A 12737-nucleotide genomic window follows, 5' to 3' on the forward strand; every position below is an offset into this window, starting at 1 on the left:
GTCCGAATCTCGGTCAGGAGGCGCTGCAAAACATGCCGATATGTGGCCGATTTTCCTGTTTGCTTTCGCAGCCGCACACGTGATCGTTGATCAGAAGCCGGACTGATTCTACGTCGGAAGACGGAAGGGTATGCGCGGATGAGTGGAGACGACCCGGAACTTCCAGACGATGGCGCGCTGCTCTCGGCGACCCTAAAGTCGTTGCGCCGCTACCGCCGGATGACGAAGGCGGAGACGGCTGCGGCCATGCGGATCGCCATCCGGACCTATGCCCGCTTTGAGGCCGGAGAAACCCGGCTCAACCTCGACTACATCCACCGCTTCGCCGCCGCGACGCAAAGCGACGCCCAAGCGATCCTGATGGCGGTGGCGATTGGATCGCCTGAGCACGCCAGACGGTGCGCAGAGAACCAGATGGGCTCCATCTACACCATCGGGCTCGAACAGTTCGACCACCTTCTCGGCGATGACATCCGCAACCTCGACAGCCGGAGCATCATCGCCGCCATCGTGCGAATGTTCGAGGAGCTCGCCAAGGCGCTGCGCGAAGGAGATCCGGCCCGGGATTGGATCGAGAAAGGCTCGGCCAATCTGCGCGCCAAGCGACCCAAGCCAGGACGCTGAGCTCAAATATACTCCAGATATAGCTTTGCAGCTGACCGATCTGCGCGCTCACTGGTTGCGCCACAGCCGTGGCGATCAACCAAGGAGAGACTGAGATGAAGACGACCAAACTGCGCCTCGTCAGCTTCGGCAGCGCCAAGGCTCTGACGCGGGACAACATCCAGGGCGAAGACACCGAGATGGGCGTGTTCCCCCGCCCGCTGGCCCTCGGCTGAACGAAAACGTGGGCGGCGGCTCACCGCCGCCCACACCGGTCGTACAGAAAATGCCCACACATCTCTGGCCGCGCGACGGCATTCATTTCGCCCGGGTGGGTGACGATCTCATCATGCTCGACGTCGCCGCCGACACGTACAGCTGTTTGCTGGGCGCTGGCTCCGTCGTCAGGCTTGAGGACGCGGGCCGCATCGCGATCGACGACGACGACCTCGCGATAGAACTCGAGACCCACGGTATCGTCCAGACCGACCGCCCTCTGCGCGAGCCTCGAACACCTGTTCTGGCCTCGCATGAAGCGCCGCGGTCTGCCGGCTCAACCGACGCGGCGCCCGTCTCCCTTGCCCTGGCCCATCTCCTCGTTTCGACCGTGGTCTTCCATCGCAAGACCTTGGCGCAACTGACCGCGGCCGTGGAGGTCGGCCCAAGGTCGGACGCCCGGAAGTCCGATCTGACGACGGTGCTCGCGGACTATCGCGCGGCCCTCCCCTGGACGCCGTTCGAGGGCGAATGTCTCCAGCGCGGTTTTCTTCTGAAGCGCCTTCTTCGTTCTCACGGGATCGCATCCGACTGGATCTTCGGGGTCAGAACCTGGCCGTTCGCGGCGCACTGCTGGATCCAGGTCGAGGACCTCCTCGTAGGCGACAGTCTGGAGCGGGTCCGTAGCTATACGCCGATCATGGTCGCCTGATGGGTCGCTACGTTCTCATCAGCGCGTCCTCCCAAACCGCCGCCAAGGCTCTGTCGGCCGATCTTCGCCGCCGCTGCGAAAACGCCGGATGGGCCGTCGTGGAACTGAGCACAGCGGCGTGGCTCGGCCTCGCTGGCCCGCATCGGCCCAACCGGCTGGCGGTGGGATCTTGGACCCTCGTTGGGGATGTTCTTCATCGGCGAAGGCCCGAGTTCCCTCCAACTGAACGGAATGATCCGTGGGACTACGAGCGCAAACTGATAGCGCGGTTCTGGGGACGCTTTGTGGGCGTACAACTCGCGGCTGACGGACAGGCCCGATCCCTCCTTCGTGACCCGTCAGGCGCCCTGGAGTGTGTCGCCTGGGAACAGGATGGACTTCTGGTCGTGGCGTCGAGCGTGCCTGACTGGCTCCCTGCAGGTCTGGCGATCCGGTGGTGTCCAAACCACGACAGGCTCGGTTTGGCCATGCGCGACCCCATGAGTTCTGCGGACTGGCTGTTGATGGACGGCCCCGTCACGGTTGCGCCGGGAACCGTCCAGCCCCTGCCGCTCTCCTCTTCTGCGGCCACGGTCTGGACGCCCTCGGACTTCGCACGGCGGAGCCTGTCGCGCCGCTGGACGCTCGACGAGGCTATCGAGACCTTGACGACGGCCGTTGACGACGCCGTCGCGGGCCTTGCCGGCCTCGACGGATCACTGGCGGCGGAGGTGTCAGGAGGACTGGATTCCAGCAGCGTCGCCGCGAGTCTGGTGCGCAGAGCCGAGGTCCCTGTCGCGCTTTGGCTGAACGCCTACGGGGCGACACAGGAGGCCGATGAGCGGGTCTACGTGCACGCGCTGGCCCAGACACTGGGGATATCGCCGACGTTCGCGCCGCACGCTACAGGCAGTCTGACCGAGCCGCTCCTCGAGCAGATTTCGGGGGACTTTCGTCCAGGATTAAATGCGCTCGACGTTCATCATGACCTGGAGTGGGCGCGACGCGTCGCCGAGGCCGGCGCCTCGGCCCTGATGACGGGCAAGGGCGGAGACTCCATCTTCCTTCAGAACGCCAGCCCCGATGTTTTTACCGACCTCTGGAAAGCGAGAGGATGGCGCGCGCTTCTATCAAAGGATGCCGCTCGGCTCGCCGCTCGAAACGAGGTCTCGGTCTGGACGATGATCCAGCGCGCCCGGCGGGATACCCGACAACAGGGGTTCAGTCTGTTGCGTGACGACACCCTGCTCCCAAGCCGGGAAGAAGCTCCAACGCTGTCCCATCCCTGGCTCGCCGGCAGCGAGGCATTCGGTCCTGCCAAGATCCGACAGATCGCCGGCGTGATTGACAGCGTGTCGCGTCACGGTCCGTCCCTCCTGACGGAAACAATCGACGTCCGGCACCCGTTCTGCGCCCAGCCCGTCATCGAGGCCTGTCTGGCGATCCCGACCGCCTTGCTGACGATCGGCGGGCGCGACCGCGGTCTGGTCCGCCGGGCGTTCGCGGACCGACTCCCCGCGCTGATCGCCGAGCGCCGGTCCAAGGGTGACATGACCCGCATCTATGGCCGGATGGTGCTTTCCAGCCTCGACGTCCTCCGTCCCTGGCTTCTCGACGGAAGGCTCGCGGCGTCCGGTCTGATTGATCGCGCCCGAACGGAGGCGGCCCTCACTGAAGAAGCGCTGATGTGGAAGGGCCAGTTCGGCGCGATCATCCGCGCGGCCGCCTTCGAAGGCTGGCTCAGGGTGTGGACCCGGAGGTTCGGGGCTTCGTCCCGGTAACGTCTTCCGCAGCGAGCGTCGTCTCGAGCCAGTCGAAGATCTGCCCGTAGAGGTCACGGATGTTAGCCGGGCTCCAGTTGAAATGCTCCTCGCCCCAGTAGGTGACGAGGCGGGCCCGACCGCCCAGCCGGCTTAAGGCGCTGAACATCCGTTCCGACTGCGATGTCGTGACGAAATCCATATCGGCGGTCATCAGCAGGACGGGACTGTGGATTTGGTCCGCCGCGAGCCAGGGACTTACTTTCGCATAGCGTTGGCTGGCCTCGAACGGCGACTCGCCGAGCCCACCCTGGCCGGTTTCGACCCACCCCTGCTGATTGAGCATCATGAATCCTTCTTCGGGTGCGGCCCGGTTGGCCGGGGTGAACTCTCCCCAAGCCCCGAACATGTCCGTGGTCGCCGCCCAGGCGATGTAGGATCGGTATCGGCTCGATCGCGTGGCGACCGCGAGCGCCGCATACCCTCCGAAACTGTGCCCGAAAATCGCGGCCCGGTCGGCTGGGAGTTCCGGATGGGCCGCGACTGCGGCCTCGAACGCCAGATCGACGCTGCGGGTGAAGTAGTCCGCTGGATCATCGCCGTACTCGCTTCCTGGGATCGAGGCGCTGAGGACGGCATAGCCGTCTCCGACGAGTATGGCCGGTCTGACGCCATAGATCAGACCGAGGGGACCGGACCAGGCGCCGCGACTGGCCGACCCGGGATAGAGGGACACGATGATCCCCCTGATCTTCTGGCCGGATCCCAAAGGCGGCCGGAACAGCCAGCTTCGCGTCGGGCGGCCGGACGCATCGAGATGGTCGATCGGTGTCGGCGTGGGCAGGGCGACTTCCCTGAGACCGACGTTAACGCGGTCGAGCGTGCGCGCCTCACCCGGCGTGAGAAGCAAGAGCGCTTCCGACACTCCGGTGCGCTCTAGCACGAGCGCGGCGGAGTGCGAGCTCGCCAGCAGATCGAGGGGTTCGCCGCCTCCGACCCCGAGCGTCTGGATCCTGGCGTCGGTGAGGATTTCGACGCCGCCGGTTGTCGTCAGGGCCGTCATCCAAGTCTGGCGCGGCGCAGCGTTGACCCGCAGCCTGAAAGGGGCCTCGACGTCATAAGGCGTGACGGCCTTCAGCCCCCCGTTGGCCGGCGTCTCTCTCCGGGCGCCAGACCGGGTGACGCGCCAGGCGGCGCCATCGGCGATGACTCGCAAGGCGTCGCCGCCGAGGGTTGAGATCTGATCCGGTGGGGCCGCCATCGTCGATGTCAGCGACCGGGCGTCGCCGTGTCGCGGAAGCGCATACCAGTCCCGACGACCGCTCCCCGGCTGACTGGCGAACAGGATGGGGATGGACCCCAGCCAGTCGGCGCGGACGCCCGTCACGAGGTCGATCGCCCGGCCGGGGGTCGGATCCAGCCCGTGGCGATCCACGGTAGTCACCGCGCCGTTCCGGTTGACTGTTCGGAGATCGCCGGTGCCCCATGACTTTCCGCTCGCCCGGCCCCAGACCAGCACGGAGTCGCCCTGCGGCGACCACCGCAACAGGTGCGGGGCTACTTCGAAGTCTGCGTCCGGAGTAATCCGCACGACCCGTTGCGGGTCGATGAGCACAAGTCGCTGGACCCAGGGAACCTCCGACTGGGACATCTCATCAGTGGGCAGCGGCCGAGGAGCGACCCCCTCGATCACGGCGACCCGGCCGCCGTCGGGGGAGAGGGCGAAATCCACGATGACGCCTTCAAACAAAGGTCGCCCCTTGCCCGTCGTGGCGTCGACCAGAACTAGGGTCTGCAGGCTGCCGGCGCCCTCGGCCATGGGCAGGCGGTTCGCCGTGTCGACGACCGTACGTGACGGGGCCTGACCCGACGCCGTTCGCGCCCAGGCCTGCGCGGTCCGGGTCTGACTGGCGTTGTAGTAGCGCAGGAGCCAAGGCAGGTCGCCGTCGCGACGGGCCATGACGACGACCTCGTTATCGCCGCGCCATTCGGCGACCGCCCCCATCTGCGGCATCTCCGGCGTCAGCCCCGTCCATAGTACGGACCGATCGGCCATCGTGACGATGCCGACCTCAAGCCGGGCGCCGGTGAAGCGGTAGATCAGGACGCGAGCGCCCGACGGCGACCAGGACCCGCGTAGAAGACCGGGTCGTCCGCCTGGGAGAAGCCGCTCGGACGCGGCGTTCGGGCGCCGCAGATCCACGAGCCAAAGGTCGGTGACCGTCCAGGACGCACGCTGGCCCAGATCGAACCGCGTCGCGCTGTCGTAGGGACCCCGTTTCTCATAGATGGCCCAGCGCCCGTCGGGCGAGATCGCCGCGCGGCCAAAGGCCTCCAGTCCGACGACATCCTCGACCGTGACGCCCCGATCCTGCGGGAACACGGGCGTGACGAAGCAGATGAGCGCGAGCAACGCCCCGGCCAGGGCGGACAGGGTCCGGACCATGGGACCGGCCTACCAGCGCTTGACGAGCTGAAGTGCCACGACCCTTCCCAGAAGACTGCCCTGACCCGGATCGAAGCCGAACCCGCTCGCGGCGTCGTAGAACGGCGGGTCCTCATCGAGAAGGTTCTGGACCGTCAGGCTGATCCTCAGGCCCGCCAGAGCTCCCGTCTCTGGGTTCCAGCTCGCCTGGGCGTCGGCGGTGTCCCAGGCGTCGATGCGAACGCCGGCCCGGTCCTCATAGGCGTCGACATGGTTCCAGTGGAGGCTGGCGGCGAACGCGCCGTCGGTCCAGGTCGCGCCGAGCCTCGAGCGGAACTTGACGGGAAAGCCGATCAATCCCGACACCTCCCGGACCGGGGCGGTGGGGGTGCTCCGGGTCTCGTATTCGAGAATGTAGGAGGCCGAGCCGTCAATCGAGAGATTCGCCAGGCCCAGCACGGTCGGAACCCGCCCTGAGAGGTCGAACCCCCTGACGCGGACCGCCCCGGTGTTCACCCAACGCGCGTCGACGATGGCCGCGTAGTTGGTGGCGGGATACAGGCCGCCGGCTGTGAACGCTGGCCGGCTCAGATAGCTCTGGACGAGGGCGAGGTCCGCCGCGTTGTCGGTCGGACGGACGAGGGTGACGAAATTCACGAGGTTCGGATCGGTCAGCACCCCGGACAGGTTCTCCGCTACGGGCCGGGCGATCCGGTCGGTGAAGCGGGTGTCGAAATAGTTGGCGCTGAGCGTCAGTCGGTTGCGACGGCGAAAGTCCGCCCCGATCGTGAAGGTCTCGGCCGTCTCGGGTTTGAGGTCCGGATTGCCGCCGCCCAGCTGCAGGGCCAAGGCTCGGCTTCCGTCGGCGCGCGCGAAGAAGGTGGCCGAGATCGCTGGATTGTCGTGGATCTGCGGCAGGGAGGCCGCGCGAAAGGACGTCCCCCAGGAACTGCGCAGGGCCAGACCGTCGACGGGAGACCAGGTGATCCCGACCTTGGGATTGGTGGTCGTCCCGAAGTCGCTGTAGTCCTCGAACCGTCCCGCCAGCGACAGTTCGAGGCTGCGTACACCAGGCCTCGCATTGTCGGCGCCGACGATCGGGATGCGGGCCTCGGCGAAGACGGCCTCGATATTGCGCGCCCTCTCCGGCGTGGAGGTGGAGACCGGCGCCGGCGTGGAGGAGAAGGTCGTGCTGCTGGCCTGGAACGTCTCGCGCCGCGCCTGGGCGCCGACGGCGAGCTGAACGTCGCCGCCCGGCAAGGCGAAGATCGGCCCCTGCACCAGAAGATTGGCGGACGACGCCCGGCTGCGGTCGCTTGTTTCCGAAAACCCGCTCGAAATGAAGTCCAGCACGGTCGCGGAATTCGCCGTGCCTGTGCCGTAGGGATTGAAATACCCATCGCGGGCGGCGCTGTAGGCGGTGGCTGCATCGTCCGGAGTGACGCCGAGCGCCTCGTTCAGGAACCGAGTGTTGACCCGTTCCGGAACCCGAACGGACCCTTTCTCGCCGGCGAACGAGACGTACCCCTCAAGTGACCATCGCGCGCCGAGATCGTAGCTCGCCCCGGCCGTGACACCGAAGCTTTCCGACCCCAGAGACTGACGCGGATTCCCCAGGTCCCGGACGAACGAGTATCCGACCATCTGGGACGCCGCGCCCGTCGGAGAGATGAAGAACGGGTTGGAGGCCGTGACCGTCATAAGGCCGATGCTTGCGGGCCCGGCGTATTCGATGTTCCGCTTGTTGTACCGCGCATCGGCCGTCAGCTCGAGCCGGTCGCCGATCTGTTGGCGCACCGCGCCATAGGCCGCCTGACGTTCGACCCCAGGCAGAAGATCGGCGCCCAATGAGGGCGCTTGCAGGTTCGCGGAGCCGGCGACGAAGTCCGCCGCGCTTTGCGCTGAGCCTGACGCATTCGGTCGGATGGCGAACTGGGAGATATAGGAGGCGGTGGCGGGGTTGAAGACGACCAGGTTACCCGGAGCCGAGAAGGTGAGGCGGCGATCCGTTCCCCCAAAGGGCCGCAGATCGCCGTCGGCGGTATAGGGCCGGTCCTGCGAGTTCAGCGCATTGATCGTCTGAACCTCATAAGCAAGGTAAGCCGATCCGGAAGACCAGGAGCGACCGCCGACGACGGAGCCGACGAGATCTTCCGCCCCGCCTTCGGCTGCGGACGCCCGCAGGCGGGTCTCTAATCCGTCGAACGACCGGCGCATGATGACGTTCACGACGCCGGCGACTGCGTCCGCGCCATAGAGGGCCGAGGCGCCGTCGAGCAGGACATCGACGCGCTCGACCGCCGCGGAGGGCATGGCGGAGATGTCGGAGAAGTCGCCCCGGAAGCCGGTTCCTGCCATCCGCCTGCCGTTCACTAGCACGAGCGTGGATGCCGGCCCCAGACCGCGCAGGTTCACCCCCGTGGCGGCCACCCTGTTCGAGCCTTGAGTGTCGGAGTTCGCGAGTTGCACGCCGGGCGTCGCCGAACCTGCGTAGTTTTGAGGTAGAGCCGTCACCGCCTCCGCCACTGTTGCGAACCCGCGAGCGTCCAAGGCGTCGCGGTCAAGCATCACCACCGGCGAAGACATCGGCCCGGACGACTTGAGCAAGGAGCCGGTGACGATGATGTCCTCGACCTGGGTGGTGACCTCCGCGCGCGGGCCGGCCGTGTCGGCGCGCCTCAGGAAGATGACGCCGGGGCGGACCTCGGACGGGCTCAGACCAGTCCCGGACAGAAGCCTTGCGAGCGCGTCCTGCGCCGTAAATCGCCCGCTCAGTCCCTCCGTCCGAAGGCCCACGACCAAATCACCGGAGAAGAAGATTTGCCTATCGGACTGGGTCGCGAACAAATTCAGCGCGTCGCGCAGCGGACCCGCCGGAATGTTGAACTCACGCGCATCCTGAGCGCAGGCCGTCGCGCTGATGGATACGGCGCAGGCGACGATCGCGCTGCAGGACAATAGACTCAAGCGACTCATATTCAGGGCTCCCCTCGACGCCACGCGACGTCGAAGAGGAGGTGATCGAGGCCCCGGGCGACCCCGGAGCCTCGACGGATTTATTTTCCGCGTTCCGACAATCGGATCGAGCCGTCCGGCCCGGCCGACGGCTCCAGACCGAAAACGCCCGACGCCGCTGCGACAAAGGCGTCACGATCCCCCGTCTTGAACACGCCGTTGACCGGCACTGTCGCAAGATCCTTCGCCTCCAGAACAACCTTTGCAGTGAGGTACCGGTTCACCTCGGCAACCGCTTCGTTCATCGGCGTGTCTCGGAACACGATCCGTCCCTCGGTCCAACTGGTGGCCGTGGGCAAATCAACCGAGCGACTGGCTGTGCCGGCCGGGGTCACTCGCGCCTCCTGGCCCGCCGCAAGTCGTAACGGCCTTTCCGGCCCGGACAAACGGGTCACATCCACCGCGCCGCTGACCAGAGTGACGCTGACGCCGGAGCCTTGCCGCTGGACGTCGAACACCGTCCCTATGGCCGTCACGCGCGCGTCGCCCGCCGCGACGACAAATGGTCGCTGACCGTCATGGGCCACGGAAAACATCGCCTGTCCGCGTTCAAGATCGACGAGACGCTGGCCGTCGCTGAACCTGACCCTCATCCGGGAATCTGTGTCGAGGCGAACCGACGACCCGTCCGCCAACTGTACGACCCATTGCTCGCCCACGCCGGTCGTGAAGGTGGATCGCCCCTGCCACCACGTCCATCCGCCGATCACGAGTGCCGCAGCTGCGCCGAGGGCGGCCAAGCCCAGCAGTCTTCTGGTCGATCGATCCTCTGACGTCTTGCGGAGTCGACGCGACATGGCGTCGTTGAGCGCCTCGGTAATCTCCGGCCGACCGGCGAGCTTCCGGCTTTCCGTCCAGATCAGCTCGACCCGACGATACGCGTCCGCGTTGGCCGGAGATTTCCGCCAGTCGAAAAACTCCCGGATCGTCTCTGTCGTGACGCTGCGCGCGCCGAGGCGTTCGTGCCACTCGGCCGCTTCCTGGTCCGGAGTTTCAACCCGTGCTTTCGGGTTGCCCATGATACGCCCCATTCCCTAGCGCCGAAGCTCTGCGGCGCATTGAGCCAAGGCCTTGGTCATGCGCCATTCGACGGTCTTCGGACTGATGTCCAGTTGCTCGGCGATCTGGTTGTTCGTCAAACCGCCAAATCTAGATAACACAAAGACATCCCGGAGAGGTTGTGGCAAGGCGAGCACGATTTCCTGAATCTGCACCGCCGCGTTCTGGGTGGGCTCCAGGGCCATTGTTCCCAACGGAGCGGCGCTGTCGAGTATCTGCCGCCGCCGCCGATGCTGACGATCCCCGCTGAGACCGATGTTAAAGGCGACCTTCAACAGGAATGCCCGGGGGTGACGGATGTCCAGATCCGCCTCGATCGCTGCCACTCGTAGCCAGATTTCCTGGACCAGATCCTCAGTGTCCGCGCCGAACCGGCGACGAAGTCGCGCGACAAGCCAAGGTGAGTAGCGGCGATAGAAGGCTTCCAGTCGGGCGTGCCGGCGGGACCGGCCGCTGTTCTCGTCTCCCACGGTCTTGGCTTCCGACACGCAACCGCCTCCATCCAGATGAAGGGGCGCTGAGAGTCGCACATGGAAATACCTGCGCCCGTGAGGGGTCGTCGGACGACGTTATCGACGCGTCCAGACAGGACGGCGGACAGCTCGAAACCGTCGTCGTCATGATCAGCTAGAATGTCGCAGGGGATTCCACGCCCCTATCGGCCAAGGCCGACATCGGAATCGTGGCTGATTTGATTTAGGTCCGCAAGACCCGGAAAGGTGGAAAGGGGCGGGCGTTGGAACCTTGCGACACAAGGCCCGGAAATTTCAGAGAGTGTCCGACCGCTACAGGCTTTCGCCGGTCCCTGCGGACAATGGACATGCGCCTATAGACCGGCGCCCGCTCGGCACCCTATCGCGGCAGCGGGCCATTGGGAACTGGCGCGGAGACATCCGGATTAGCCAAAGACTTCGGACGCCGCATCTGCGTCCCTCATGGCTGGGATGACAGCCGACAGCGTAGGGTGACCGCTGTAATCGAGATCGCCCAGATGAAGGAGCGACAGACGTCTCAGTGCAGCGGCGGCGGTCGCGATACCGACGGAGGCGATCTGCTTTTGCGCGTCATTGGGAAAGAAATAGTCCACCCGATGATCGTCCATGCGGAAGAAGCTCATCGGGGCCGCGTGGAGGTGGGCTGAGAAGTACCCGTAGAGCGCAGTGAAAACATCAGGATTCCAGCCCGCAAGGGCTGCAGACTTGCGCATACCGCCGATGAAGATCGTTTCGCCTGACACGAGGCGCTTCTGTTGTTCACCATCGAAGCCCGCGAAAGCCGGATGTGACCGAATTTCCATAATCAGGTCTTCGCGACCCGCCTTCAGGTCAGCGGTGCCCGCGGATGCGGGCCAGGCGCGAAGCAGCTTGATTCTGGAGACCGTGTCGTGAAGTCGCAGCACGGCATAGCGGAAGGCCCAGTCCTCCTCGTTCACCCGTTCGACCAGGTAGGCATACATCGACAGGCATTCGACGATCATGCGCGCGAGGCCCAGCACCGCAGAATGATCGAACATGTTGGATCGACACACGAAGCCGATCGACCGACCATGGGCGCAGGCCTTGGCGTGCACCATAGACGCCAGTTCGCAAGCGCGGTCCGTCGCCGATCCAGTCAAGACCATGGAGACATCGTTCGAGAACCCGCTGACGAGGATGAGCTCTTCCAGAGCTTCATCCACCGGGGTCACGGGCGCGGATACTCCATCGCAGGCTCCGAGGGCATGGCGCCGTCGGCGCAATTTCCTGTTGAGGTTCACCGACGGGCGCCCGGGTCTGCTCGCAACGTCGTCGCAACTCCCGCAAGCAGGGAATGGGGCGCGGGCATTGGAATCCTCCGACAAAGAGGCGCGCTGATTGAAGGGCGGCCGCATCCTAACGCCTGCCGAAGCACGCGTTCCCCGGACCGAAGACCGACCTCTATTCACGTCTACCCGCTGAGCTTCATTCTGGCAGATTCCCCATCCCGCGAAAACGCCCAAGACAACACGCAAGCCGTGCTTTTCCTTGCCGACTGCCCGCCAATCAGAGAGACTCGGACCGATGAAGAAACCTCTGAAGTCATTGACGCCTGCGAAACGCCGGGAGCTGGACCACGCCGTGGCCATCCTGCGGGAAGAGTTTGCCGTCGCGACCTCCACGCGCAAGGCGCAGCGCCTGCGCGACGGACGCATCCTCAAGATCATCCTGTTCGGCAGCTACGCGCGCGGCGACTGGGTTCACGACCCGGTCGGGCGGTATTTTTCGGATTTCGACCTACTCGTCGTCGTCGACCATGAGGACCTGACGGATTTCGAATTCTGGGAGGACTCAGAAAAACGGCTTCTGGCTGACATCACCTCCGGCCAAATGTTGCGCACCCCGGTCAGCGTTATCGTCCACAGTCTTGATGACGTGAACTACAAGCTGGAGCACGGTCGATCATTTTTCATCGACATCGTCCGCGACGGCGTGACCCTGCTGAACACGCCCGGGGTGGACTTTGTCGAGTCTATGGTGCTCTCGCCGGAAACGGCATTGCAGGAGGCAGAAGACACCTACGAAGAAGCCACCGAGAGCGCCGACGAGTTCATCGACCTAGCAGATGTTTCACGCTCTCGGAGCTACACACGAAAAGCGGCTTTCCTCCTGCACCAGGCTGTCGAAACCCTCTACGCCGGACTGTTGCTCGTCCTCACCGGCTATTCACCGAAGTCCCACAAACTGACCAATCTGCGCCGGCTGACGGAGCCCCTCGTGCCTGGTCTGGCGCAGGCTTGGCCTCACGAGACCAAGCTCCAGCGGCGCAGTTTCGAGCTCCTTCGCGCCGCCTATGTGAAGGGTCGATATTCGAAGCATTTCAAGATCACCGACGAAGAGCTGGCATATCTCGTTGAACGGATCGGGATTCTGCGAGGCCTGATCGATGCGGCGTGCCAGAAACGGTTAGCCGACCTGCGTGATCAGGCCGGTCGAACCGACTGATCAATCGG

The 12737-nt window shown here is 65.2% G+C and carries 9 protein-coding genes; 4 read left to right on the top strand and 5 right to left on the bottom strand.

The window, feature by feature from the left end:
* Positions 1-138: 138 nt before the first annotated feature.
* The 3 genes from HNP47_RS12595 to HNP47_RS12605 all read left to right on the top strand — a co-directional run bounded on the left by HNP47_RS12595 (position 139) and on the right by HNP47_RS12605 (position 3291).
* A complete protein-coding gene (locus tag HNP47_RS12595; RefSeq protein ID WP_155988051.1) occupies positions 139-624 on the top strand; it encodes a helix-turn-helix transcriptional regulator in 486 nt (161 codons plus the stop codon).
* A 328-nt stretch (positions 625-952) separates the two neighbouring features.
* On the top strand, positions 953-1531 hold the full coding sequence (locus tag HNP47_RS12600; RefSeq protein ID WP_184279843.1) for a lasso peptide biosynthesis B2 protein: 579 nt from the start codon (positions 953-955) through the stop codon (positions 1529-1531).
* 467 nt (positions 1532-1998) lie between these two features.
* Positions 1999-3291 (top strand): asparagine synthase, encoded by a 1293-nt coding sequence (locus HNP47_RS12605; protein WP_184279844.1) that lies wholly within the window; start codon positions 1999-2001, stop codon positions 3289-3291.
* On the opposite strand, the gene HNP47_RS12610 is transcribed toward HNP47_RS12605, so the two are convergent.
* The 5 genes from HNP47_RS12610 to HNP47_RS12630 form a co-directional block, all read right to left on the bottom strand.
* On the bottom strand, positions 3251-5716 hold the full coding sequence (locus HNP47_RS12610) for a prolyl oligopeptidase family serine peptidase (protein WP_184279845.1): 2466 nt from the start codon (positions 5714-5716) through the stop codon (positions 3251-3253). The genes HNP47_RS12605 and HNP47_RS12610 overlap by 41 nt on opposite strands.
* 9 nt (positions 5717-5725) lie before the next feature.
* The gene (locus HNP47_RS12615; protein ID WP_184279846.1) at positions 5726-8671 is read right to left on the bottom strand and encodes a TonB-dependent receptor; all 2946 of its coding nucleotides are present in this window, start codon (positions 8669-8671) and stop codon (positions 5726-5728) included.
* Between the two features lie 80 nt (positions 8672-8751).
* The gene (locus HNP47_RS12620; RefSeq protein WP_035305811.1) at positions 8752-9729 is read right to left on the bottom strand and encodes a FecR domain-containing protein; all 978 of its coding nucleotides are present in this window, start codon (positions 9727-9729) and stop codon (positions 8752-8754) included.
* Positions 9730-9744: 15 nt separating this feature from the next.
* The gene (locus HNP47_RS12625; protein WP_052004711.1) at positions 9745-10257 is read right to left on the bottom strand and encodes an RNA polymerase sigma factor; all 513 of its coding nucleotides are present in this window, start codon (positions 10255-10257) and stop codon (positions 9745-9747) included.
* Between the two features lie 410 nt (positions 10258-10667).
* Positions 10668-11456, bottom strand: a complete 789-nt coding sequence (locus HNP47_RS12630) for a DUF5677 domain-containing protein (RefSeq protein ID WP_035305742.1) — start codon at positions 11454-11456, stop codon at positions 10668-10670.
* A 352-nt stretch (positions 11457-11808) separates the two neighbouring features.
* On the opposite strand from HNP47_RS12630, the gene HNP47_RS12635 reads away from it, so the two are divergent.
* Entirely contained in the window at positions 11809-12729 is a 921-nt protein-coding gene (locus tag HNP47_RS12635; RefSeq protein WP_035305744.1) for a HEPN domain-containing protein, read from the top strand.
* Positions 12730-12737 lie beyond the last annotated feature (8 nt).

The sequence above is a fragment of the Brevundimonas vesicularis genome, assembly GCF_014204545.1.
Lineage (GTDB): Bacteria > Pseudomonadota > Alphaproteobacteria > Caulobacterales > Caulobacteraceae > Brevundimonas > Brevundimonas vesicularis_B.

Bases quoted from the DNA above. Each gene is read 5' to 3' on its own strand.
- HNP47_RS12600 (WP_184279843.1), top strand. From the start codon at position 953: ATGCTCGACGTCGCCGCCGACACGTACAGCTGTTTGCTGGGCGCTGGC.
- HNP47_RS12605 (WP_184279844.1), top strand. From the start codon at position 1,999: ATGCGCGACCCCATGAGTTCTGCGGACTGGCTGTTGATGGACGGCCCC.
- HNP47_RS12595 (WP_155988051.1), top strand. From the start codon at position 139: ATGAGTGGAGACGACCCGGAACTTCCAGACGATGGCGCGCTGCTCTCG.
- HNP47_RS12610 (WP_184279845.1), bottom strand. From the start codon at position 5,716: ATGGTCCGGACCCTGTCCGCCCTGGCCGGGGCGTTGCTCGCGCTCATC.
- HNP47_RS12615 (WP_184279846.1), bottom strand. From the start codon at position 8,671: ATGAGTCGCTTGAGTCTATTGTCCTGCAGCGCGATCGTCGCCTGCGCC.
- HNP47_RS12620 (WP_035305811.1), bottom strand. From the start codon at position 9,729: ATGGGCAACCCGAAAGCACGGGTTGAAACTCCGGACCAGGAAGCGGCC.
- HNP47_RS12635 (WP_035305744.1), top strand. From the start codon at position 11,809: ATGAAGAAACCTCTGAAGTCATTGACGCCTGCGAAACGCCGGGAGCTG.